Here is a 23,374-nt window from a genome sequence, read left to right as displayed (position 1 = left end):
CGGCCTACCCGATGGCCACCTACCACGCGGACATGGACCTGCGCCCCGCCTCCCCGGACGCCACCGGCACCGTCGACGACTCGTTCGCCTGGCTGCTGGAGGGCCTGCTCGCCCGCACCCCCGGCGCCCGGCACGCCCTGGTGCTCTCCCGCGACGGCCTCAAGCTGTGCCGCACCCCCGAACTCTCCGTCGACCAGGCCGACCAGTTGGCGGCGATCGCGGCCGGCATCCACTCGCTGTCCCACGGCGCCTCCGTGGAGTTCGGCAACGGCAAGGGCGGCGTGCGCTCCGCGATGGCCGAGTTCCACGGCGGTGTGCTGTTCATCGTGGAGGCCGGCCAGGGCGCCCACATCGCCGTCGTCGCCGACGAGGACGCGGACGCCGGCCTCGTCGGCCACCACATGAGCGAACTGGTCGACCAACTCGGCGCCCATCTGACGGCCCAGGCCCGTGCGGCGGACGACACGGCGGACGGCGCCCCCAAGGGAGCGCACCCCACCCCCGGCACGTGAGCCGACCCGGCCGGGACGAGGTGCCGGACCGGCTCTACACCCTCACCGGCGGACGCAGCCGGTCGTCGACGGACACCCCCCTCGACCTGGTGACGCTGATCGTCGCGGAGTCCGAGCCGCGCCCCGGGATGCAGTCGGAGCACGCGGCGATCCTGCGCATGTGCCGGCTCCCCACGGCGGTCGTGGAGGTCGCGGCGGACCTCCGGCTGCCGGTGAGCATCACCCGGGTGCTGCTCTCCGACCTGCTCTCCGCGGGCCGGATCAGCGCCCGGCACCCGCGTCCGGCGCGCCCGCGGGAGGGCTTTCCCGATACCGAACTCCTGGAACAGGTGCTCAATGGCCTCCGAAGACTCTGAAGGACCCTGGCCACCGGGCACGCCCGGCCCCCTCGGCGTCCCCGCGGGCCGCTCCTTCTGGCAGGACGACGGGCCCGCGGGCCGGCCGGCCCTGCAACCGACCGCGGAGACCGGGCTCAAGATCGTGGTGGTCGGCGGCTTCGGCGTGGGCAAGACCACCCTGGTCCGCTCGGTGAGCGAGATCCGCCCGTTGAACACGGAGGAGACGCTGTCCCGCGCCGGCGAGGCGGTGGACGACACCGCCGGGGTGAAGGGCAAGTCGGAGACGACGGTCGCCTTCGACTTCGGCCGCATCACGCTCGGCCCGCGCCACGTGCTGTACCTCTTCGGCGCGCCGGGCCAGCCCCGGTTCTGGTTCCTGTGGGACCAGCTCTTCGCCGGGGCGCTGGGCGCGGTGGTGCTGGTGGACACCCGACGGGTGGACGACTGCTGGTACGCCGTGGACCGGCTGGAACAGACCGGGGTGCCCTTCATCGTGGCCCGCAACGACTTCGGCGGGCCCCCGTACACCCCCCGCGAACTCCGCGAGGCGCTGGCCCTGGACCCGGAGGTGCCGGTGATCGACTGCGACGCACGGTCCCGGGAGTCCGCGGCCCGGGTGCTGATCACCCTGGTCGAGTACCTGACCGCCGCCGCCCGCCGACCGGGCGGGGACGCATGACCGCGACCGGCCCCGAGGCGGTCGCACCGGTGCCGCTGAGCCTGTTGCGCGGGCCCGGCGCCACGACGGCGCTCCACCACGAGCTGCGCCGCACCCACGGCCCGGTGGCACCCGTGGTGCTGGACGACGGGGTGCCGGCCTGGCTGGTCCTCGGGTACCGCGAGCTGCACCAGGTGACGGCCGACGCCGAGTTGTTCAGCCGGGACCCGGCGCTGTGGAACCGGCCCGGCACGGTTCCGGACGGCTGGCCGCTGCCGCCGCACACCGGACGGGGCGCGCCGCCGGTACTGCACACCACCGGACCGCAGCACACCGCCCGGGCGGCGGTGATCGCGCACGCCCTGGCCGCGGAGGACCCGTTCCGGCTGAGAGAGCAGGCGGAACGTTTCGCCGATGAGCTGGTCGACGGGTTCTGCGCCCGGGGGCGGGCCGAGGTGATCGGGCAGTACGCGGTGCCGCTGCCGGTCCGGGTACTCGCCTGGCTGCTCGGCTTCCCGCCCGGGCTGGCCCCGGAGTTGCAGTCGGCCCTGGAGGCGGTGGCGGGCGGCGGGGAGGGCGCGGTGGAGGGCCGGCGCCGGCTGTCCGCGGCGGTGGTCGAGCTGGTGGTGGAACGCGGCCGGGCCCCGCAGGACGACGTGACGACCCGGATGCTGGCGGACCCGGCCGGGCTGCCGGAGGAGGAGATCGCCCGGGACCTGACCTTGATGCTGCTCGCCGGGCACCGCCCGACCAGCGACTGGATCGGCAACTCGCTGCGGCTGATGCTGACCGACCACCGGTTCGCGGCCTCGCTCTCCGGCGGGCGGCGCAGCGTGGTCGAGGCGATGAACGAGGTGCTGTGGGAGGACCCGCCGGCGCAGAACGTGGCCGGCCGCTGGGCCTCCCGGGACACGGTGCTCGGGGAGCGGCACATCCGGGCCGGGGACCTGGTGGTGCTGGGCTTGGCCGCGGCCAACTCCGACCCGGAGGTGCGGATCGACCGGACCGCGCTGACCGGCGGGAACAACGCCTTCTTCTCGTTCGGGCACGGCGAGCACCGCTGTCCGTTCCCGGCGCGGGAGATCGCCGAGGTGGTGACCCGGGCCGGGATCGAGGTGGTCCTGGACCGGCTGCCGGACCTGGATCTCGCGGTGGCGCCCGAGGAGCTGGCCCGGCGGCCCTCGCCGTGGCTGCGCGGGGTGGCCTCGCTCCCCGTGCGGTTCACCCCGGCGGCAGCGCTCGGCGCCCGCCGATGACGGACCCCCCGCTTCCCTTGTGTCCGAGATCCGGCGCGTTCGTCTCAGCGGCCGGACACCCCGTTCGGGGGCGTCCGGCGAAGGGCTAGGCTCCGTACGTGGCTGAGATCCAGATTCCCGCTGACATCAAGCCCGCGGACGGCCGTTTCGGCGCGGGCCCCTCCAAGGTGCGGACGGAGGCGCTGGACGCCCTGGCCGCCACCGGCACGTCACTCCTCGGCACCTCCCACCGCCAGGCTCCGGTCAAGGACCTGGTGGGCCGGGTCCGGGACGGCGTGTCCCGACTCTTCGACCTGCCCGAGGGATACGAGGTGATCCTGGGCAACGGCGGCTCCACCGCGTTCTGGGACATCGCGACCCACGGGCTCATCGAGTCCCGCTCCCAGCACCTCGCCTTCGGCGAGTTCTCCTCGAAGTTCGCCAAGGCCGCCAAGCTGGCGCCCTGGCTCCAGGACCCGTCCCTGGTCACCGCCGAGCCGGGCACCCACCCGCTGCCGGTCGCCGAGGCCGGCGTGGACGTGTACGCGTACACCCACAACGAGACCTCGACCGGCGTCGCGATGCCGCTGAAGCGGGTCGAGGGCGCCGACGAGGGCGCGCTGGTGCTGGTCGACGCGACCTCCGGCGCGGGCGGCCTGCCGGTGGACGTCAGCGAGACGGACGTCTACTACTTCGCCCCGCAGAAGTCCTTCGCCGCGGACGGCGGACTCTGGCTCGGGGTGTTCTCCCCGGCCGCGATCGAGCGCGCCGAGCGCATCCACGCCTCCGGCCGGCACATCCCCGAGTTCTTCTCGCTGCCGACCGCGATCGACAACTCGCGCAAGAACCAGACGTACAACACCCCGGCGCTGGCCACCCTGTTCCTGCTCGCCGAGCAGCTGGACTGGATCAACGGCCAGGGCGGTCTGGACTGGGCGGTGCGGCGCACCGCGACCTCCGCCCGGAACCTGTACGGCTGGGCCGAGGCCAGCAAGTACGCCGACCCGTTCGTGGCCGACCCGGCGCAGCGCTCGGCCGTGATCGGCACCATCGACTTCGCGGACGAGGTGGACGCCTCCGCGGTGGCCAAGGCGCTGCGCGCCAACGGCATCGTGGACACCGAGCCGTACCGCAAGCTGGGCCGCAACCAGCTGCGGGTGGCGATGTTCCCGGCCATCGACCCGGCGGACGTCGAGGCGCTGACGCAGTGCATCGACTACGTCATCGAGCAGCTCTGACCGTCTGACGGACCACCAGGGGGCGGGCGCCCGGCCGGGCGCCCGCCCCCTTCGTCGTGCCGTCCGCCGCGGCCGGCGGGTCAGCGGCTGAGCCGCTGGAAGCGCCGCACCGCCAGCGGAAGGAAGACCGCCGTCAGCACCAGCGGCCAGACGACCGCCATCAGCACCGCGTTCTGCTCGATCCAGGAGTCTCCGGCCCCGACGGGCGTGCCGAAGAGTTCACGGGAGGCCGCGACGGTGGAGGAGATCGGGTTCCAGGCGGCCACGTGTCCGAGCCAGTCCGGCATGAGCTGGGGCGCGACGAAGATGCTGGAGATCATCGTCAGCGGGAAGGCGACCGCGAAGAGGCCGCCCGCGGCCTCCGGGTTGGGCACCATCAGCCCCAGCAGCACGCCCACCCAGATCAGGCAGAAGCGGAGCAGCAGCAGGAGCCCGAAGGCGCCGAGCGCACCGCCGACCCCGCCGTCCGGGCGCCAACCCATGGCGAGCGCGGTGAGCATCAGGATGGTCAGTTCCGCGCAGGCCACGATCAGATCGGTGACGCCCCGGCCGGAGACCACCGCGGAGGGGGCCATCGGCATGGAGCGGAAGCGGTCGATGACGCCCTTGGTCGCGTCATAGACGACGACGGTGGCCGTGTTGATGAAGCCGAAGGCCATCGTCATGGCGAACATGCCGGGCATCAGGAAGTCCCGGTAGTCGCCGCCGCCCGGCACCGTCATGGCGCTGCCGAACACGTACCCGTACAGCAACACCGAGAGGATAGGGAAGCCGAGCTGCCAGGCGATGTTCACCGGCTGGCGCTGGTAGTGGGTCAGGCCGCGGCGGACGATGTTCCAGCAGTCCGCGAGGGCCCAGTAGAGCCGGCCGTGCTGCGGCCGGTCGTCCTCCCCGCCCCCCGACGGGGAGGACGCGCCGGCGGTCGCGGCGGGCTTCTCGGTGATGGTCGTCCCCGTCATCGGCGGGCCGTTCCCTTCGGGTCGTCGGTGCGGTGCGCGGGATCGGCCGCGGCTTGGGGCTCCTCCGCGCGCTGTCCGGTGAGGCGCAGGAACACGTCGTCCAGGCTGGGGCGGCGCAGTCCGATGTCCTCGACCTGGACGCCGTCGTCCTGGAGGGTGCGGGCCACCTCGGTGAGGGCGGCCACCCGGTCGACGACGGGGGCGTGCACCCGTCGCTCGTTCGGGTCGGTCTCGGGCTCGCCCGCGCTGACCCGGGCCACCACCCCCGCCGCGTGGGCGAGCTGCGCCGGCTCGGCGACGACGACCTCGATGCGGTCCCCGCCCACGGTGTCCTTCAGCCCGTCCGGGGTGTCGTCGGCGATGGCCCGGCCCCGGTCGATGACGGTGATCCGGGAGGCCAGCTTGTCGGCCTCCTCCAGGTACTGGGTGGTGAGCAGGACCGTGGTGCCGTCCGAGACCAGCCGGCGCACCGAGTCCCACACCTCGCCCCGGCTGCGCGGGTCGAGTCCGGTGGTGGGCTCGTCGAGGAAGAGGACGTCGGGGGTGAGGATCATCGAGGCGGCCAGGTCCAGCCGCCGGCGCATCCCGCCGCTGTACTTGCCGACGCCCCGGTCGGCCGCCTCCGCCAGGTCGAACCGCTCCAGCAGTTCGGTGGCCCGGCGGCGGGCGCCCCGCCCGCCGAGGTGGAAGAGCCGGCCGAACATCTCCAGGTTCTGCCGTCCCGTCAGCACTTCGTCCACCGCCGCGTACTGGCCGGTGAGCCCGATTCGGGCGCGGACCGCCCGCGGGTCCTGGCGCACGTCGATCCCGGCCACCGTGGCCCGGCCGCCGTCCAGGGCGACCAGGGTGGACAGGATGCGCACGGCCGTGGTCTTGCCCGCGCCGTTGGGGCCGAGCAGACCGTGCACGGTCCCCGGGCGCACTTCGAGGTCGAAGCCGGCGAGGGCGTGCTTCTCCCCGTACCTCTTCTGGAGCCCTTCGGCCCGCACCGCATGCGTACTCATCGATTCCACCCCGTGTGGTGCCGTTCGATCGGTGCCGCGGAGGCACCCGCGGCCATTAACTGGGTACAGCGTACCTCATGACGGGTACGCTGTACCCAGTTTTATTCCCGACGGTTTAAACTGCGCTCCATGGAGAGCACCGAGTCCAGCGGCAGCGGCGACATCCAGCGCACCCTCGAACTGCTCTGGGAGCCCGACCGCAGGCCGAGCCGCGGCCCCAAGCCGACCCTCACCGTCGACCGCATCGTGCAGGCGGCGATCCGGATCGCGGACGCCGAGGGCCTGGACGCCGTCTCCATGCGCCGGCTCTCCACCGAACTGGGCACCGGCACCATGTCCCTGTACCGCTACATCCCCAGCAAGGCCGAACTCCTCGACCTGATGCTGGACCGGGTGCAGGGCCCCGAGGAGGCCGGCGGGCCCGCCGTCGACAACGGGGACTGGCGGACGGCCGTCGAGGACCTGGCCCGCGGCACCCTCGCCGTCTACCAGCGGCACCCCTGGCTGCTCCAGGTCAACCAGGCCCGCCCGGTGCTCGGCCCCGGCACCCTCGACAGCATGGAAGCCACCCTGGGCCGCATCCGCACCATGGGACTGACCGACCCCGAGCTGCTGTCCGTGGTCATCATGGTCGACGGGTACGTGTCCGGCGTCGCCCGCACCAACGTCCACGAGGTCGAGGCGGAGCAGCGCAGCGGACTGACCGACAGCGAGTTCTGGGCCGCCCAGACGCCCTACCTGGAAGGCGTCATCGCCAGCGGGCGCTACCCGGTGATGGCCTCCCTCGCCGAGGACACCTTCGGCTCCGCCTTCGACCACTTCGAGTTCGGCCTCCAGTGCCTCCTGGAGGGCTTGGCCGTCCTGGTCGAACGGCGCCGGACGGGCGGGGACGAGGCCCCGACCGTGCGACCCCACGCCTGTCCCCCGACGCTCCGGCCGGCCGAGGACGCCACCGCGACGGGCTGACCCCGCCCCGGAGCCTCAGCCCCGCCGCGCCCGCCGCACCCCGAAGAACGCGAGCACGCCGAGGGCCAGCAGCACGAAGCCGGTGCTGATCCCCCCGCCGTCCTTCCCGTCACCGGCCGCGGCCGTGCCGCCCTTGCCGGCCTCCGCCGCCGCACCGCCGGGCGCCTCGCGCGGCTCCACGTCGCTGGCCAGCCCCTCCGAGCCGTACAGCAGCGTCTTGCCGTCCGGGGTCCAGGCGAGGGACTCGCCCTGCCGCTGGAGCGGCACCCGCAACTGGTCGACGCGCTTGGGCTTGCCCTTCTTCCAGGCGTAGTGGACCCCGCCGAAGTAGCCGCGCAGGGCCAGGTGTTCGCCGTCCGGGGAGAACGCCCCGTCGGTCACCCAGAGGTCGATCGGCCCGACCCGTCGGAAGACGTTGGTCCCGGACGGGGAGAGCTTCTCCGGACCCACGTACAGGGAACCGTTGCCGTCCTGCTTCTTGTCCGCGATGTAGACCCGCCCGGTCTTCGGATGCACCATCAGCGCCTCGGCGTCCCGCGCCCCGTCGGCGTACTTCACCACGTACTGGACGGCCTTGACCGTCCGGTCCACCAGCTTCTTCGGCTCGGGCAGCCGGTAGATCCACACGTGGTTCCAGGTGCCGCCGAGGTTGTCCCCGATGTCCCCGACGTACAGGTCCCCGTCCGGCCCCATCGAGATCGCCTCCACGTCCCGGGGGCGGCCCACCCCGGTCAGCGTGAGCCGGGCCACGGTCTTGCCGCTGCGGGCGTCCACCGCGTACAGGAACGCGCCGTCGTCGCTGTCGTTGTGCGTCCAGTAGATCCCGGGGTGCACCCGGGAGGCGACCAGACCGCTGGACTCCTTGATCCGCGGATCCTCGATGGTGAACCCTTCCGCCCCGGGGTCCCCGGCGGCGGACGCGGGCGCGACGGTGAACGCGGCGGTCAGGACGGCGAGGCAGGCGGCACCGGCCACCGACGGAAGCGAACGCATGCCCCCAAGGGTGCCACCCCCGGGCACCGCCCGTCCGGGCCACCGTCCGGGAATGCCCCCACGTACCCCCGACCCCCGAACCCGCGCCCCCTGCGCCCCTCGTCGACGGCCGTGTGCCCTTGCACGGCGCGGGACCGGCCGGGTCAGTCGCCCGGGTCCGGACCGCACCGCCGACCGCACCCGCCGGCTCTCCGCGACCCAGGACACCAGCCGCGGGGAGGCGCACAACCGGCCGGCCATCAAGCGCAGTTCCCCGCGGCGACCGCTCAACGACGCACCCCGCGACGACCGGAGGGGGCAGCCCCCGGTCGACCCGCGCCCGCGCCGACGCGGAATGCCCTTGCACACCGCTCCCCCACCCCGTTGGCTGGGATCATGGAGTACACGCAGCTCGGACGCACCGGCCTCAAGGTCAGCAGGATCGTCCTCGGGACGATGAACTTCGGTCCGCACACGGACGAGGCGACCAGTCACGCCCTCATGGACGCCGCGCTGGACGCGGGCGTCAACTTCTTCGACACCGCCAACACCTACGGCCGCGACCCCCGGGGGCGCACCGAGACGATCATCGGCGACTGGTTGGCCGGGGGCGGCGGGCGCCGCGACAAGGTGGTCCTGGCGACCAAGGTCTACGGCGGCATGGGCGGCCCGGGCGCCCGGGAGTGGCCCAACCACGACCGGCTGTCGGCGCTGAACATCCGCCGTGCGGTCGACGCCAGCCTCCAGCGCCTGCGGACCGACCACATCGACCTCTACCAGTTCCACCACGTCGACCGGAACACCCCGTTCGAGGAGATCTGGCAGGCGATCGACGTCCTGGTGGCCAAGGGCAAGGTGCTGTACGCCGGTTCGTCCAACTTCCCCGGCTACAAGATCGCCCAGGCCAACGAGACCGCCGCCCGGCACGGCCGGCTGGGGCTGGTGAGCGAACAGTGCCTCTACAACCTGTTCGAACGGCGGGCCGAGATGGAGGTGCTGCCGGCGGCCCGGGAGTACGGGCTCGGGGTGATTCCCTGGTCCCCGCTGCACGGCGGGCTGCTCGGCGGAGTACTGCGCAAGGAGGAGCAGGGCGAGCGGCGGGCCCGCGGCACCTCCGCCCTGGCGCTGGAGGACCCGGCGGTGCGGACGCGGATCGGCGCCTACGAGGACCTGCTGGCCCGGCACGGGCTGGAGCCCGGCGAGGTGGCGCTCGCCTGGCTGCTGACCCGGCCCGGGGTCACCGGCCCGATCGTCGGCCCACGCACCGCCGAGCAACTCGACTCGGCGCTGCGCGCGGCGGCCCTGACGATCCCGGAGGAGGTGCTGACGGAGCTGGAGACCCTGTTCCCGGGGCCCGGCCCGTCCCCGGAAGCCTTCGCCTGGTAGGCGCGGGACGAAGGGTGAGGTCCGTCCGCGCGGGGTTCCCGCGGGCGGACCGGGCCGGCGGGCGCGGCTACCCGCCGAACGCCGAGGCGACGGCGACGACGAGGAACATCACGACGAGTACACCGGCCATGATCCGGTTGCGGGTCTTCGGGTTCACGCCGTCGAGCCTAACCGGCCGGGCGGAGCGGAAGCGCGGCGACCGTCTCGTAGCGGGGCCGGGCCCCGGGCACCCCGCCGGTCGGTAGGTTGCTGCGGACCAGGGCCAACTCCTCGACCGTCCACCGGGCGCCGACGAAGTCGGCGAGGGCCTCGGCGTACGGCCCGAGGTCCACGGTGGGGCCGGTGTCCCGGGTGCGGGCCAGCGTCAGGTGCGGACGGTGGCGGCGGTGCTCCCCCGTCGCCAGCCCGGCGCGGCGGGCCGCGGCCTCCGCCCGGTCGGCCAGCAGCCGCAGGGTCGGGGTGTCACCGCGCAACCCGGCCCACAGGGTGCGCCCGCCGAAGGTTCCGGAGCCGGCCAGGGAGAGGGCGAAGGGTTCCGTGCGGTGGGCGGCCCGGGCCAGTCGCCGGGTCAGCTCGGGCACCGCCCCGTCCGGCACCTCGCCGTAGAAGGCGAGGGTGAGGTGCCAGCCGGGCCGGCCCGTCCAGCGCAGCGCGTCGTGGCCGGGCAGGTCCCGCAGCGCGTCGACCGCCCGGCCGAGCTCCCCGGCGACGGACGGCGGGGGCAGCACCCCGGCGTAGAGTCTCATGGGCCCAGTGTCCCCGCCGGCCGTCGGCCGGACGGGGTGGTGCGGGCGATCAGGCGGCGACCAGTTCCCGGCGGCGGGGCACGAACCGCACGTGCTGGTGGCCGCGCCGCAGGTCGACCTGGAGCCGCAGCCCGGCGGCCCGGGCCAGCATCAACCCGACGAACAGGGCGGACACGGCGCAGACGAGTCCGCCGAGGGCGAAGCTGATCCGCACGCCGTAGGCGTCGGTGAGCCAGCCGAACAGCGGCCCGCCCAGCGGGGTGCCGCCGACGAAGACCATCATGTAGAGGCTCATCACCCGGCCCCGCATCTCGGGGTCGGTGGCGAGTTGGACGAACGAGTTGGCAGTGACGTTCACGGTCAGGCCGAGCATGCTGATCGGCACGAGCAGCAGCAGGAACGTCCAGAGCGTCGGGGAGTAGGCGGTCACGATCTGGAGGACGCCGAAGACGACGGCCGCCGCGACGAGCATCCGCAGCCGGGTGCTGGAGCGTCGGGCCGCGAGCAGCGCACCGGTCAGCGAACCGGCGGCCATGAGCGTGTTGAACAGGCCGTACATGCCCGAGCCGCCGTCGTAGACGTCATGGGCGTAGGCGCTGAGCCAGATCGGGAAGTTGAAGCCGAAGGTGCCGATGAATCCGATAAGGACGATCGGCCAGATCAGCTCCGGGCGGCTGGACACGTAGGCCAGTCCCTCCCGGAGTTCGCCCTTGCCGCGGGGGCGGCGCGGGGTGGGGTGCAGTTCGGCGGTGCGCATCAGCGCGAGCCCGACGATCGGGGCGAGGAACAGCAGGCCGTTGGCGAGGAAGGCCCAGCCGGGGCCGACCGCGGCGGTCAGGCCGCCCGCGACGGCGGGGCCGACGAGCCGGGCGGACTGGAAGTTGGCGGAGTTCAGGCTGACCGCGTTGCGCACCTGGCCGGGGCCGACCATCTCGGAGACGAAGGACTGTCGGGTCGGGTTGTCCACGACGGTCACCATTCCGGTGAACAGCGCGGTCGCGTACACGTGCCACACCTGGACGTGTCCGCTCAGGGTGAGGACGGCGAGGAAGAGCCCACCGAGACCCATGGCGCCCTGGGTGAGGAAGAGGAGGGTCCGCTTGGGGAAGCGGTCGGCGATGACGCCGCCGTAGAGCCCGAACAGGAGCATCGGCAGGAACTGCATCGCCGTGGTGATGCCGACCGCGGTCGAGGAGCCGGTGAGGCTGAGGACCAGCCAGTCCTGGGTGATCCGGGCCATCCAGACGCCGATGTTGGCGACCAGGGCGGCGGTCCAGAACAGTCGGTAGTTGCGTATGTGCAGGGAGGAGAAGGTGCCGCGGCGTCCGCGGTCGGGACGCTCCGTGGACCCTGTGGGGGTGGCCCCCGTGGACCCCGCGGGGTCGGGGCGCTGGTGGTCGGGTCGTGGTGCGGGGGCGGATTCTGCTCCGGGTCCCGTACTCAAAGAGTTCGCCTCCTCGGCTCTGGCTTACAGGTGTGCGAGCTTCTCCAGCACGGGGGCGGCGGCGCGCAGCTTCGCGCGCTCGTCCTCGTCCAGGCCCTCGACCAGACCGGCCAGCCAGGCGTTGCGGCGCCGGCGGCTCTCTTCGAGCATGGCTTCGGCCCGCTCGGTCTGGGTGACCACCTTCTGGCGGCGGTCGTCGGGGTGTGGCTCCAGCCTGACCAGGCCCTTTGCTTCCAGGAGTGCGACGATGCGGGTCATCGACGGCGGCTGCACGTGCTCCTTGCGCGCCAGCTCGCCGGGGGTGGCTGAGCCACAGCGGGCGAGAGTGCCGAGCACCGACATCTCCGTCGGGCTGAGCGACTCGTCGACCCGCTGGTGTTTGAGCCGGCGGGACAGTCGCATGACCGCCGAGCGCAGGGCGTTCACCGCTGCCGCGTCGTCGCCATGGGTGAGGTCAGGCATGTTCCTTAGAGTAACTCATTACCCTTTCTAAATACCAGCCGGGAAACCGTGACCTGCGACACGCCCGCCGCCCATCACCCGTACGGGTGAGCGACCGCCGGAAAGTGATACAACCTACCGCCTCGCGCCGGACCCTCGTGTACATGGGGACACATGTGTTGAGCCTACGGATAGACGGTCAGCTGTTGGACCGGCTCCGCGGCCACGCCGCGAAGCGCGGCATGAGCGTGCAGGACTACGTGATCCGGACGCTGGTGCGCGACGACTTCGACGAACGGTTCCACGCGGCGGTCGAGGAGACCGACCGGTTCTACGCCGGCGCCGCCCCCGCCCCGCGCGCCCTCCCCCCGGCCGGCACCGCCCCCACGGACCGCCGGCCCGCGGACGCCTCCGCCGCCCCGTCCGGCCCCGGTTCCGGTCCCGTCCCTTCGGCCGGGCCGACCGGAACCCCGGGCACGGCCCGCCCCGGCACCCCGCCCGGCAGCACCCCGCGGGCGACGGGCTCGACCGTCACCGGCACGGGCACGGGACCCCTCGCCCCGGCTCCCGCCCGGACGGCGGGCGGGGCGGGTGGCGCCACGGCGGCGGCCCCGTAGCCGCCCGGACCCCGCCGGCCGCCGCACCGAACGGCGGTGAGCCGCAGCGACCGCCCCGGCCCCGTGCGCCCGAGGGCCGACGCGGACGGGCGGCTCCCCGGATCAGTCCGCGGTGCCGGCGCGAACCACCCAGCGCGTCGGCTGCCCGGTGATCGCGGCGATCATGTCGTAGTCGCCGTCGTAGTGCAGGACCGTGACGCCGTGGCGTTCGGCGGTCGCGGCGATCAGCACGTCGGCCATGGACAGGGCACGGTGATTCCCCCGGAAGAGAGCGCGACGCTGGATCTCCTTGGCCCGGTCCCAGACCTCGTCCGTGCAGGGCAGGTAGTCGAAGCCCCGCAGGAGGTGACCCAACCGGTCGGCTTCCGCCGCGCTTCGGGCGCTGTACACGACCTCCATCTCGACGGCGGCGCTCACCGCGAGGAGCGCCCGCTGCGAAAGGTCGTCGAGGACCGGCCGCACCGCGGGCTTCCCCCAACGCGCCAGCGCCGACTTGTCGATCAGGTAGTGCTCGCGGCTCACGCCACCGCCGACCCGTCCACCCGACCCTCGTCGCCGAGGAGGTCGAACTCACCGTTGGCGATGGCGTCGGCGAGTTCTATCCGTCGCGCGAGCTTCACCGCTTCCCACAGCGCGGCGTTCACCGTGGCCACTTTGGTGGGGGTCCCGAACAGGCGCTGCGCCTCCGCGAGGAGTTCGTCGTCCAGATCGATCACCGTGCGCGCCATGGCCATCACCCCTCGGTTCGGATACCAGGAATGATATCAACAGGGCTCGCTCCTTGATATCAAACAGAGCCCGCAGGGCTCGGCCCCAGAACCGGGCGGCCCGGTAGCCGCCCGGGCCCGGCCGCCGTCCCCGTCAGGTGAGCCCGAGGGCCGGCATCAGGTAGTAGAAGGCGAACACCGCCGAGACCGCGTACATCGCGGCGGGGACCTCGCGACCCCGACCGGCGGCGACCCTCAGCACGGTGAAGGTGATGAAGCCCATGCCGATGCCGTTGGTGATCGAGTAGGTGAAGGGCATCATCACCATGGTCACGAACGCCGGGATCGCGATGGTGTAGTCGTCCCAGTCGATGGCCCGGACGGAGCCGGCCAGGATCAGGAAGCCGACCGCGAGCAGGGCGGGGGTGGCCGCCTGGGACGGCACCATCGTGGCGACCGGCGTCAGGAACAGGGCCAGGCCGAACAGGCCGCCGGTGACGACGTTGGCGAGGCCGGTGCGCGCGCCCTCGCCGACGCCCGCCGTGGACTCCACGAAGCAGGTGGTCGCCGAGGAGGAGGTGGCACCGCCGGCCGCGACGGCGATGCCGTCCACGAAGAGCACCTTGTTGATGCCGGGGAAGTTGCCCCGGGCGTCGGTCAGCTTGGCCTCGTCGCCGACGCCCATGATCGTGCCCATCGCGTCGAAGAAGCACGACAGCAGCACGGTGAAGACGAACAGGACGCCGGTGAGGATGCCGACCTTCTCGAAGCCGCCGAACAGGCTGACCTCGCCGATCAGCCCGAAGTCGGGGGTGGAGACCGGGTTGCCGGGCCACTTCGGGGTGGTCAGGCCCCAGGACGGGACCTTCGCGACCGCCTCGATGACCATGGCGACGACGGTCATGGTGATGATCGAGATGAGGATGGCTCCGGGCACCTTGCGGACGATCAGCACCAGGGTGAGCAGCACGCCGAGCACGAAGACCAGCACGGGCCAACCGTCGAGGTGCCCGCCGCCGCCGAGCTGGAGCGGGACGGTGGTGCCGGCGATGTCCGGGATGCGGGACACGAACCCGGCGTCGACCAGGCCGATCAGCATGATGAACAGGCCGATGCCGATGGCGATGCCCTTGCGCAGCCCGAGCGGCACGGCGCTCATGACGCGTTCCCGCAGCCCGGTCGCGACCAGCAGCATCACCACGAAGCCGGCCAGCACGACCATGCCCATGGCGTCCGGCCACGACATGCGGGGCGCGAGCTGGAGGGCGACGACGGTGTTGACGCCGAGACCGGCGGCCAGCGCGATCGGCACGTTGCCGATGACGCCCATGAGCAGGGTGGTGAACGCGGCGGTGAGCGCGGTGGCGGTGACCAGTTGCCCGTTGTCGAGCTGGTTGCCGTACATGTCCTTCGCGCTGCCGAGGATGATCGGGTTCAGCACGATGATGTAGGCCATCGCGAAGAAGGTGGCGAAGCCACCGCGGATCTCGCGCGGGATGCTGGAGCCGCGCTCGGAGATCCGGAAGAAGCGGTCGAGGCCGTTGGACGGCTGCTGGGGGGCCGGAGAACCTCCGGCCGCGTCGACCTGGTCGGTGGCCGAGGGGGACATACGGGACCTCAAGGGGTGACTCGCAGGAATTGGTGTGTTCCTACGAGGGAAACGGGCCATATCGAGAACGTTTCAGTATGAACATATGATGCAAATGAACGCTATCTCCGCGCGTAGACCCCTCGCGGTGATCACTCGGAGGGCCCAGCCGGCGCCCTGCGCGCCGGGCCCGGTTCTCCGGAGCCCGCCGCCACGGCCCGCCGCGGCCCGCCCCGCCCCCGGAGGGCCGGACGGGCCCCCTCCGGGCCCTCGATAAACTCACCACCATGTCCGATCCTTCAGCGGGTTCCCCCAAGCGCGAGGCTCCGGAGCCCTTGGAGGGCCCGGTGGTCGGCACCATCACCGGTGGCACGATCGTGTGGTTCGCGCTCTTCCTGGTGCAGCTCCCCTTCTACGGCTGGTTCGACGACCACGGCCACCTGTGGTGGTTGTGGACCTGCCTCGCCGGCGGCGGCCTCGGCCTGATCGGCATCTGGTACGTGCGCAAGCGGGACGCCGCCCTCAAGCGGCACGCGGCCCGCTCGGCCGCCGGCGAACCCTCCACCGGGAACGCCCGGAACGACGAGGGCGACGAGGGCGACGAGGGCGACGAGGGCGAGCAGAACGGCGGGCACGGCAGGAGCGGAGGAACGGCCGACCGCACCGGCTGACACCCCCACGGGCCCCACGGGCCCGCCGCTCCGCCGCCACGGGTCACCGTCCGGGCGACGCGCGGCTCTCGACGGGTGCGGACCCACGTCGTTCCGTACCGTCGGGGCATGACCCACATCGATGCGGGCGCCGAGCTCGACCCCGTGCACCCGGTCCCGCTCCCGGGCGGCGCCCGGGCGATCGGTCTGACCGCGGCCGAGGTCGCCGAACGGGTGGCCCGGGGCGAGGTCAACGACGTACCGGTGCGCAGCAGCCGATCGGCGACCGACATCGTCCGGGCGAACGTCCTCACCCGCTTCAACGCGATCATCGGCGTGCTGTGGGTGATCATGCTGGTGGTCGCACCGATCCAGGACAGCCTGTTCGGGTTCGTCATCCTCGCCAACACCGGGATCGGCATCGTCCAGGAGCTGCGGGCCAAACGGACCCTGGACTCGCTCGCGGTGATCGGCGAGGCGCGGCCCACCGTGCGGCGCGACGGCGCCGCGGTCGAGGTGCCGACCGCGGGGATCGTACTGGGCGACCTGATCGAGGTGGGGCCCGGCAACAAGATCGTGGTGGACGGGGCCTGCGTCGAGGCGGACGGGCTGGAGATCGACGAGTCCTTGCTCACCGGGGAGGCCGACCCGGTGGTGAAGCGGCCCGGGGACCCGGTGCTCTCCGGCAGCTTCGTCGTCGCGGGCGGCGGCGCGTTCACCGCGACGAAGGTCGGCCGGGAGGCGTACGCGGTGCAACTCGCCGAGGAGGCGTCCCGGTTCACGCTGGTCCACTCCGAGCTGCGGTCCGGGATCTCCACCATCCTGAAGTACGTGACGTGGATGATGGTCCCGACCGCGATCGGGTTGGTCATCAGCCAGTTGGTCGCCGAGCACCACGACCTCCGGGACTCGATCGCCCGCACGGTCGGCGGCATCGTCCCCATGGTTCCGGAGGGCCTGGTCCTGTTGACCTCGGTGGCCTTCGCGATCGGCGTGATCCGGCTGGGCCGCAAGCAGTGCCTGGTGCAGGAGTTGCCGGCGATCGAGGGGCTGGCCCGGGTCGACACCGTCTGCCTGGACAAGACGGGCACCCTCACCGAGGGCGGGATGGACGTCACCGAGGTGCGGCTCCTGGGCGGCGGCGAGGGCGACGAGGAGCGGGCCGGGTACGTGGCCAAGGTGCTGGGTGCGCTCGGCGAGTCCGATCCGCGGCCCAACGCCTCGCTCCAGGCCGTGGTCGACGCCCATCCGGTGCCCGCGGGATGGCGGTGCACCCGTTCGCTGCCGTTCTCCTCGGCCCGCAAGTACAGCGGGGCGAGCTTCGACGAGGAGGACGGCCAGTCCAGCACCTGGCTGTTGGGCGCCCCGGACGTGCTGCTCGCGGCGGACGATCCGGCGCTGGGGGCGACGGAGGAGCTCAACCGGCAGGGCATGCGGGTGCTGTTGCTCGCCCGGTCCGCCGAGGGACCGGACGTGCTGGACGCCGTCGACGGCACGGCGGTGGCCGCGGGGGTGCAGCCGGTCGCCCTGGTGGTGCTGGAGCAACGGCTGCGGCCGGACGCCGCCGACACCCTGCGCTACTTCGCCGCCCAACGGGTCCGGGCGAAGATCATTTCCGGGGACAACGCGGTCTCGGTCGGCGCGGTGGCGGGGAAGCTGGGCCTGGTCGGCGCCGAGGCGGCGGTGGACGCGCGGACGCTGCCCACCGAACCGGACGCGATGGCCGGGGCCCTGGAGGCGGGCACCGTGTTCGGGCGGGTGACCCCGCAGCAGAAGCGGGAGATGGTGGGTGCGCTCCAGTCCCGCGGGCACACCGTGGCGATGACCGGCGACGGGGTGAACGACGTGCTGGCGCTCAAGGACGCGGACATCGGGGTGGCGATGGGTTCGGGTTCGGAGGCGACCCGGGCGGTGGCGCAGATCGTGCTGTTGAACAACAGCTTCGCGACCCTGCCCTCGGTGGTCGCCGAGGGCCGGCGGGTCATCGGCAACATCACCCGGGTGGCGACCCTGTTCCTGGTGAAGACCGTGTACTCGGTGCTGCTGGCGGTCCTGGTGGTGGTCTCCCAGGTCGAGTACCCGTTCCTGCCGCGGCACCTGACGCTGCTGTCCACCCTGACCATCGGCGTCCCCGCGTTCTTCCTCGCCCTGGCCCCCAACACCGAACGGGCCCGCCCGCACTTCGTCCGGCGGGTGATGCGCTACGCGGTCCCGGGCGGGATCATCGCGGCGACGGCCACCTTCGTGACGTACCTGTTGGCCCGTCACCACTACACGGGCGCCGGCGCCCTGGACGCCGAGACCAGTGCGGCGACGCTCACGCTGTTCCTGGTCTCGCTCTGGGTGCTGGTGATCATCGCGCGTCCGTACACCTGGTGGCGGGTCGCCCTGGTGGCGGCGATGGCGGGCGGGTTCGTGCTGGTGCTGGTGGTGCCCTGGCTCCAGCACTTCTTCGCACTGAAGCTGGTGGGCGTGTTCATGCCGTGGACGGCGGTCGGCGTGGCGGCGGCCGCGGCCGCCGTGCTGGAGCTGACCTGGCGCTGGGTGGACGTGCGCTTCCCCGCGTAGGCCCCGGGGCGGGCGGGGCGGCGCCTCCGCCCGCCGCGGGCGCGGTCAGCGCACGTCGACGTGGTCGCCGCCCGAGGTGGCGGGGCCCGTCGTGCGGGACCCTCCGTACTGGTAGCGGTAGGTGCCGTCCGCCGTGGCCTTGACGGTGGTCCGCAGTGTGCCCCGGGCGTCGGCCCGGACGGTCCTCACCGTGGTCCAGGCGGTGGCGCCGTCCTTCTTGAACTGGAGCTTCACCGCGTTGCTGGTGAAGCCCCCGTACCGGTTGCGGTCCCAGTCGGCCCGGGTCAGCGCACCGGTGACGGTGAGGTCCGCCCCGCGCCGCGCCGGTTCCGGCGTCGCGTTGGCGGTCAGCTTCGCCGCCCGCTTGATGTGCAGGGTGCCCCGCTCCCCCAGGGTCGCGCTCCCGTCGCGGCCCAGCACCTGCCCGGCCAACTTCCAGGGGCCGGCGAGCTCGTTGGTGACGTCCTTGCGGGGGTGGTAGTGGTCCGGGTCGGCGACGTTGCGCGTGGTGCAGGCGGAGGTGGTGGCGTCGATCTCCCGGCAGCTGGACGTGAAGTCGTCGGGCAGCAGTTGGCGGTACGCGTTGTCCAGCGAGGCGCCCCAGTAGGCGAGTGCGGCCCCCTGGGCGACGCCCGACTCGTCCGAGGCGGTGATCGTGACGTCGAAGGACTTCGGACCGAGGCCGAGCACCAGGTCCTTACCGCCGTTCGCGGAGACGCTGATGATCTTCGGGTCGGCCGGGGCGGCGGGCGCGGAAGGCGCGGCGGCCTGGGCCGCGGGTGCGGCGAGCGCGGTCAGGGCCAGGGTGCAGGTGGCGAGAGCGGTCACGGCTCGGGTTCTCATGCTTCTCCCTGTCGACGGGGCGACCGGGCCACGGCGTGCGCCACCCCCCGCTCCGGGGCGCACGCCGGGCCGAACCGGCCGCATCGTGTCGGTAAGCGGAGCGGGAAGCGGCTCCGCGTACCCCAAGACCCCTTTCACGGGCGCCGGGTTGAGCAGTACGGCGCCGTGCGCACGGGGAGGGCTCCCGCCCGGACGGTGATCCCGTCCGGGGCGGGACCCCGGTGCGTCGACGGCGGCGCCGAAGGGTCAGCGGACGTCGATGAAGTCGGCCGCGGAGGTCGCACCACCGGTGGTGGTGGAACCCCCGTAGGACAGCCGGTAGTGACCGTCCGCCGACGCCTTCGTCGTCGTCCTCACCTTGCCCCGGCTGTCCGCGGACACCGTCTTCAACGTCTTCCAGGTGGTGGTGCCCTGCTTCTTGTACTGGAGCTTCACCGCACCGCTCGCGAAACCGCCGTACCGGTGCGTGTCCCAGTTCGCCCGGGTCAGATCACCGGTGACGGTGATGTTCGCGCCCCGACGCACCGGCTCCGGCGACGCGTTGGCCGCCAGCTTCGCCGCCCGCTTCACCGAGTGCTTCCCGTACTTCTGGTTCTCGTACTCGCTCCCGTCCCTGCCGAGGGCGAAGACGGCCACGGTCCAGCGGCCCGCGTAGGCGTTCGCCAGGTCGAACTTCGAGTTCGGGTGCAGGTTCCTCGGGTCGGCGACGATCTTCAGGGTGCAGGTGGAGGTGGTCCGGTTGACCGTGACGCAGTCGGACTCCTGCTGCTCCAGCGGGGGCACCAGGATCCTCTCGGCACGGTCCGCGTCCGGGCCGCCCTTCCACAGCGCGGCGACGCCGTTGGCCACGCCCCGGGCGTCCTTCGCGGTGAAGGTGATGGTGAACGTCTTCTTGGAGACGCCGACCACCAGGTCCTTGCCCCCGTTGACGCGGAGGTTGCTGACCGTCGGGGCGCCGGCCGCGGCGGTGGTCACCGAACCGAACGGGGAGACCGGGTCGGCGGCCCGGTCTTCCGCGTGGGCGGCGGGAACGGTGACGGCGGTCAGCGCCAGGGCGCCGGTCGTCAGAGCGACCAAGGCACGGGTCTTCATGGGGTGTCCTGTTCGTTGTGGGCCGCGGTGGCGGGCGCCGCCCCCGTCTTCCTCGGGGCGCACGGGCACCCGGGCCCAGGTCGGCGAGGAGCCGATCATCACGACCCCCCGCCCTCAAGACGCGCCGCGGGAGCGGCGTGGTTGCACGTCGACCCACGACCACCACGTGGCGGAACCGGGTCCGTACGCACGGCTAGGGGGCGTCGCCCCGGGCGGGTGGTTCCGCCCGGGGCGACGCCCCGTAATACGTCAGAGGTGCGCCCGAAGGGTCAGCGCACGTCGATGAAGTCGGCCGCGGAGGTCGCACCACCGGTGGTGGTGGAACCGCCGTAGGACAGCCGGTAGTGACCGTCCGCCGACGCCTTCGTCGTCGTCTTCACCTTGCCGCGGCTGTCCGCGGACACCGTCTTCAGCGTCTTCCAGGTGGTGGTGCCCTGCTTCTTGTACTGGAGCTTCACCGCACCGCTGGTGAAGCCGCCGTACTTCAGGGTGTCCCAGTTCGCCCGGGTCAGATCACCGGTGACGGTGATGTTCGCACCCCGACGCACCGGCTCCGGCGAGGCGTTCGCCGTCAGCTTCGCCGCCCGCTGGAGCTTGAAGTTCCGGTAGTTCTCGACCATCGAGACCGGCTCGCCGTTCTCCTTGACGCTGAAGGCGACGGTCTTCCAGGCTCCCGCGTCCTTGTTGGTCAGGTGGGCGTTGACCCCGGTGGTCTTCGGGTCGAGGTCATAGGTGTACTTGCAGGTGAGGGTCGTCGAGCCGTACGAGCACGGGTTGCTGGTCGGCTCGTTGGGCTCCAGGAAGGCGGCCGGGTTGTCGAAGCTGCCGCGGTACGGCAGCGCGATGGCGGCGATCACGCCGCCCTTGCGCTGCGCGCTCACCGAGATGGTGATCTTCTTCTTGGAGACGCCGACCACCACGTCCTTGCCACCGTTCACGGTGACGCCGGTGATCTTCCCGCTGCCGGAGTTGGTGGCGGCGAACGAGGAGAGGGAGTTCGGGAGGTCCAGCCCACCGTCGGCGGCCTGGGCGGCCGGGACGGAGAGGGCGGAGAGGGCCAGGGCGCCGCTGACCACGGCGACGGAGGCACGGAAGCGCATAGAGACTGTTCCCCACTGTTTCTGCGGGGCCCCCGGCTACCCGGCGCTCCGTGGCTCTCCGCCGCGGAGTGCGCCGTCCCGGCGGCCCACATCGGTCCGGAGTCCTGATGACTCCAACCGAACAGACATCCCCCGCCGGCGAATGGTTGTACGAATCACGCGGCTTCTCGCGAGGTCACACCTCTGCGGACGGATGCGGGGTCCGTCCGCACGCCGTGGACGACGTCGGTCCGCGGGAGTTCGGGTGCGCCGCCCCGGGCGGGCAGAGGTTCCCGTGAAGGCCCCGCCCGGGGTGGCGCCGTGCGCTACCGCGCGTGAGCGCGCGGGGAGCGCATCACGGTCAGCGCACGTCCACGTGGTCGGCGGAGGAGTTGACCGCCGCGGTGGTGGAGGTGCCCGCGAAGCCGTAGCGGTACGAACCGTCCGCGGTCGCCTTGACGGTGGTCCTCAACTTGCCGTACCGGTCCGTCTTGACGGTCTTCAGCGTCGTCCAGGTGCTGGAGCCGTTCTTCTTGTACTGGAGCTTCACCGGCTGGGCGGCGTAGCCCTGATCCGCGAAGGCGTCCCAGTCGGCGCGGGTCAGGTCACCGGTGACGGTGATGGTGGCGCCCCGCCGCACCGGCTCCGGCGACGCGTTCGCCGTCAGCTTCGCCGCCCGCAGGATCTTGACGGTCTTGACGTTGTCGCTCTCCAGGGCGGAGGAGTGGTCGGTGGACTTCATGCGCAACCAGGTCCGCCAGTCGCCGGCGTTCCGGTTCTTGATGTCGTAGTTCAGCGTCTCCACGCGGAACGTGGCCGTGCAGTCCGACCTGGTGTCGGACACGGCCTTGCACATGTTGCCCTGCACCTCGTAGGGCTGGAGGAGCTCGCCCGAACCCTGCCGCAGCACGAGCACCGAGTTGCGCTCGACGTTGGCGGGGTGACTGGCCGAGAAGGTGATCGTGAAGCTGGAACCAAGGGATCCGATGTGAATGCCCTTGCCGCCGTTCACGCTGAAGTTGCTGAGCACGATCGGCTCTGCCGGAGCGGCGTGGGCGGCCGGGACGGCGAGGCCGGTGAGGGCCAGGGCGCCGCTGGTCAGGGCGGCGGAGGCGCGCATGCGCATGTGGTGTATCCCCCAGATGTTGGGCGGCCGGTCGGCGCTTCCGTGCCGCTCCCGCGTGCACGGCGGGAGGTGCGCGGTCGGCCGGCGGTCCGCATCGGGTCGGTCGCGGAGCCCTTCCGGCTCCACCGACAACGATCGCCGCCCTCCGCCGACGGTTGTACGACACCCCGATCTTCCCCTGGAGAACCCGCCTTGCGACGGGTCGGAGCACCGTGGGCGCCCCCCGATCGCACCGGGGGACGCCCACGGCGTCAGATCAGCGCACGTCCACGTAGTCGGCGGAGGAGTTGACCGCCGGAGTGGTGGAGGTGCCCGCGAAGCTGTAGCGGTACGAGCCGTCCGCGGTCGCCTTGACGGTGGTCCTCAGCTTGCCGTAGCGGTCCGTCTTGACGGTCTTCAGCGTCGTCCAGGTGCTGGAGCCGTTCTTCTTGTACTGGAGCTTCACCGGCTGGCTGGTGTAGCCCGCGTACTTCCGGGTGTCCCAGTTGGCGCGGGTCAGGTCACCGGTGACGGTGATGGTGGCGTTGCGGCGCACCGGCTCCGGCGACGCGTTCGCCGTCAGCTTCGCCGCCCGCAGGATCTTGACGGTCTTGATGTTGCTGCTGCTCAGCGTGGAGGCGTAGTCGGTGGAGGCGATGAACAGTTCGGAGCGCCAGTTGCCGGCTTCCTCGTTGGAGATGTCGTAGGCGCGCGGGTCCACGTTGAAGGTGGCCTTGCAGTCGGACTTGGTGCTGGAGACCGCCTTGCACATGTTGCCCATGAACTCTTCCGGCAGGATGATGCCCAGCGAGTTCTTCTCCAGCGACAGCGACGGGTCCCGCTCGACGTTGGCGCTGTGGCTGGCCGAGAAGGTGAACGTGAACTTGGTGAGGCCGGTGCCGACGTGGACGTCCTTGCCGCCGTTCACCTTGATGTTGCTGATCACGATCGGCTCTTCCGGAGCGGCGTGGGCGGCCGGGACTGCGAGGCCGGTGAGGGCGAGGGCGCCGGTCACCACGGCGGCGGATACGCGCTTGCGCATGAGTTCCCCAGGTGTTGGGGGCTCCCGGGGCGATCCACGCCACCCCCCAATTCTGGGGCGTGGGGCCGCACGGGAGCCCGGTCTGCGTTCGGTACGAGCCGGTCGGCTCGTCGAACAAGACACACCATGCCATCGAACGGTTGCACTCGTCCACAACTTTTTGACCTGTGAGCCGAGTTAACAG

At 72.2% G+C, this 23,374-nt stretch carries 23 protein-coding genes and 1 pseudogene; 10 read left to right on the top strand and 14 right to left on the bottom strand.

Annotated elements, in window-relative coordinates; all coding sequences use genetic code 11:
- Positions 1-32 precede the first annotated feature (32 nt).
- The 5 genes from ACSMX9_RS17060 (at position 33) to serC (ending at position 3,981) form a co-directional block, all read left to right on the top strand.
- The gene (locus ACSMX9_RS17060; protein WP_445403010.1) at positions 33-512 is read left to right on the top strand and encodes a roadblock/LC7 domain-containing protein; all 480 of its coding nucleotides are present in this window, start codon (positions 33-35) and stop codon (positions 510-512) included.
- The gene (locus ACSMX9_RS17055; protein WP_366116145.1) at positions 509-868 is read left to right on the top strand and encodes a DUF742 domain-containing protein; all 360 of its coding nucleotides are present in this window, start codon (positions 509-511) and stop codon (positions 866-868) included. Before ACSMX9_RS17060 ends, ACSMX9_RS17055 begins: the two co-directional genes overlap by 4 nt.
- A complete protein-coding gene (locus ACSMX9_RS17050; protein ID WP_445394959.1) occupies positions 849-1,529 on the top strand; it encodes a GTP-binding protein in 681 nt (226 codons plus the stop codon). Before ACSMX9_RS17055 ends, ACSMX9_RS17050 begins: the two co-directional genes overlap by 20 nt.
- Entirely contained in the window at positions 1,526-2,764 is a 1,239-nt protein-coding gene (locus tag ACSMX9_RS17045) for a cytochrome P450 (RefSeq protein ID WP_445394958.1), read from the top strand. Before ACSMX9_RS17050 ends, ACSMX9_RS17045 begins: the two co-directional genes overlap by 4 nt.
- Positions 2,765-2,862: 98 nt before the next feature.
- Positions 2,863-3,981 carry a phosphoserine transaminase gene (serC, locus tag ACSMX9_RS17040; RefSeq protein WP_445394957.1) on the top strand — a complete coding sequence of 373 codons (1,119 nt, stop codon included), beginning with the start codon at positions 2,863-2,865 and terminating at the stop codon, positions 3,979-3,981.
- Positions 3,982-4,061: 80 nt separating this feature from the next.
- Here the strand turns inward: serC and ACSMX9_RS17035 are convergent, their stop codons facing one another.
- Both ACSMX9_RS17035 and ACSMX9_RS17030 read right to left on the bottom strand, forming a co-directional pair.
- A complete protein-coding gene (locus ACSMX9_RS17035) occupies positions 4,062-4,940 on the bottom strand; it encodes an ABC transporter permease (RefSeq protein ID WP_351241434.1) in 879 nt (292 codons plus the stop codon).
- The gene (locus tag ACSMX9_RS17030; protein ID WP_445394956.1) at positions 4,937-5,944 is read right to left on the bottom strand and encodes an ATP-binding cassette domain-containing protein; all 1,008 of its coding nucleotides are present in this window, start codon (positions 5,942-5,944) and stop codon (positions 4,937-4,939) included. Before ACSMX9_RS17030 ends, ACSMX9_RS17035 begins: the two co-directional genes overlap by 4 nt.
- A gap of 129 nt (positions 5,945-6,073) precedes the next feature.
- Here ACSMX9_RS17030 and ACSMX9_RS17025 point away from each other — a divergent pair, with 129 nt between their 5' ends.
- Positions 6,074-6,910 carry a TetR/AcrR family transcriptional regulator gene (locus ACSMX9_RS17025; RefSeq protein WP_445394955.1) on the top strand — a complete coding sequence of 279 codons (837 nt, stop codon included), beginning with the start codon at positions 6,074-6,076 and terminating at the stop codon, positions 6,908-6,910.
- A gap of 15 nt (positions 6,911-6,925) precedes the next feature.
- On the opposite strand, the gene ACSMX9_RS17020 is transcribed toward ACSMX9_RS17025, so the two are convergent.
- Positions 6,926-7,903 (bottom strand): WD40 repeat domain-containing protein, encoded by a 978-nt coding sequence (locus ACSMX9_RS17020; protein WP_351241440.1) that lies wholly within the window; start codon positions 7,901-7,903, stop codon positions 6,926-6,928.
- Positions 7,904-8,278: 375 nt separating this feature from the next.
- Between ACSMX9_RS17020 and ACSMX9_RS17015 the strand changes: the two genes are divergently transcribed.
- Complete coding sequence (locus ACSMX9_RS17015; RefSeq protein ID WP_445394954.1) at positions 8,279-9,268, top strand: aldo/keto reductase; 990 nt, start codon at positions 8,279-8,281, stop codon at positions 9,266-9,268.
- Between the two features lie 167 nt (positions 9,269-9,435).
- On the opposite strand, the gene thpR is transcribed toward ACSMX9_RS17015, so the two are convergent.
- The 3 genes from thpR to ACSMX9_RS17000 are packed head-to-tail and all read right to left on the bottom strand — an operon-like array spanning position 9,436 to position 11,920.
- The gene (gene thpR, locus ACSMX9_RS17010; protein ID WP_445394953.1) at positions 9,436-10,014 is read right to left on the bottom strand and encodes an RNA 2',3'-cyclic phosphodiesterase; all 579 of its coding nucleotides are present in this window, start codon (positions 10,012-10,014) and stop codon (positions 9,436-9,438) included.
- A gap of 49 nt (positions 10,015-10,063) precedes the next feature.
- On the bottom strand, positions 10,064-11,458 hold the full coding sequence (locus ACSMX9_RS17005) for an MFS transporter (RefSeq protein WP_445394952.1): 1,395 nt from the start codon (positions 11,456-11,458) through the stop codon (positions 10,064-10,066).
- A gap of 24 nt (positions 11,459-11,482) precedes the next feature.
- Positions 11,483-11,920, bottom strand: coding sequence for a MarR family winged helix-turn-helix transcriptional regulator (locus ACSMX9_RS17000; protein WP_351241448.1), 438 nt, complete (start codon positions 11,918-11,920; stop codon positions 11,483-11,485).
- 143 nt (positions 11,921-12,063) lie between these two features.
- Between ACSMX9_RS17000 and ACSMX9_RS16995 the strand changes: the two are divergent.
- Positions 12,064-12,234: pseudogene (locus ACSMX9_RS16995) on the top strand (ribbon-helix-helix protein, CopG family); the annotation flags it as partial.
- Positions 12,235-12,618: 384 nt separating this feature from the next.
- Here the strand turns inward: ACSMX9_RS16995 and ACSMX9_RS16990 are convergent.
- The 3 genes from ACSMX9_RS16990 to ACSMX9_RS16980 form a co-directional block, all read right to left on the bottom strand.
- Positions 12,619-13,038, bottom strand: a complete 420-nt coding sequence (locus ACSMX9_RS16990; RefSeq protein ID WP_445394951.1) for a PIN domain nuclease — start codon at positions 13,036-13,038, stop codon at positions 12,619-12,621.
- Entirely contained in the window at positions 13,035-13,244 is a 210-nt protein-coding gene (locus ACSMX9_RS16985) for a type II toxin-antitoxin system VapB family antitoxin (RefSeq protein ID WP_445394950.1), read from the bottom strand. Before ACSMX9_RS16985 ends, ACSMX9_RS16990 begins: the two co-directional genes overlap by 4 nt.
- 133 nt (positions 13,245-13,377) lie before the next feature.
- Entirely contained in the window at positions 13,378-14,832 is a 1,455-nt protein-coding gene (locus tag ACSMX9_RS16980; RefSeq protein WP_445394949.1) for an NCS2 family permease, read from the bottom strand.
- A 266-nt stretch (positions 14,833-15,098) separates the two neighbouring features.
- Here ACSMX9_RS16980 and ACSMX9_RS16975 point away from each other — a divergent pair, with 266 nt between their 5' ends.
- Positions 15,099-15,482, top strand: a complete 384-nt coding sequence (locus ACSMX9_RS16975) for a DUF2530 domain-containing protein (protein ID WP_445394948.1) — start codon at positions 15,099-15,101, stop codon at positions 15,480-15,482.
- Positions 15,483-15,590: 108 nt separating this feature from the next.
- Positions 15,591-18,029, top strand: a complete 2,439-nt coding sequence (locus ACSMX9_RS16970; protein ID WP_445394947.1) for an HAD-IC family P-type ATPase — start codon at positions 15,591-15,593, stop codon at positions 18,027-18,029.
- Between the two features lie 45 nt (positions 18,030-18,074).
- Here ACSMX9_RS16970 and ACSMX9_RS16965 read toward each other — a convergent pair whose 3' ends face one another.
- The 5 genes from ACSMX9_RS16965 to ACSMX9_RS16945 all read right to left on the bottom strand — a co-directional run bounded on the left by ACSMX9_RS16965 (position 18,075) and on the right by ACSMX9_RS16945 (position 23,190).
- Positions 18,075-18,872, bottom strand: coding sequence for a calcium-binding protein (locus ACSMX9_RS16965; protein WP_445394946.1), 798 nt, complete (start codon positions 18,870-18,872; stop codon positions 18,075-18,077).
- 246 nt (positions 18,873-19,118) lie between these two features.
- Positions 19,119-19,964, bottom strand: a complete 846-nt coding sequence (locus ACSMX9_RS16960; RefSeq protein ID WP_445394945.1) for a calcium-binding protein — start codon at positions 19,962-19,964, stop codon at positions 19,119-19,121.
- Positions 19,965-20,233: 269 nt separating this feature from the next.
- Complete coding sequence (locus ACSMX9_RS16955) at positions 20,234-21,064, bottom strand: calcium-binding protein (protein WP_351241464.1); 831 nt, start codon at positions 21,062-21,064, stop codon at positions 20,234-20,236.
- A 340-nt stretch (positions 21,065-21,404) separates the two neighbouring features.
- On the bottom strand, positions 21,405-22,169 hold the full coding sequence (locus ACSMX9_RS16950; protein ID WP_445394944.1) for a calcium-binding protein: 765 nt from the start codon (positions 22,167-22,169) through the stop codon (positions 21,405-21,407).
- A 256-nt stretch (positions 22,170-22,425) separates the two neighbouring features.
- Complete coding sequence (locus ACSMX9_RS16945; protein ID WP_445394943.1) at positions 22,426-23,190, bottom strand: calcium-binding protein; 765 nt, start codon at positions 23,188-23,190, stop codon at positions 22,426-22,428.
- Positions 23,191-23,374: the final 184 nt, after the last annotated feature.

This window comes from Streptomyces sp. LE64 (assembly GCF_052606915.1).
This window is presented reverse-complemented; position numbering and strand designations above follow the sequence as displayed.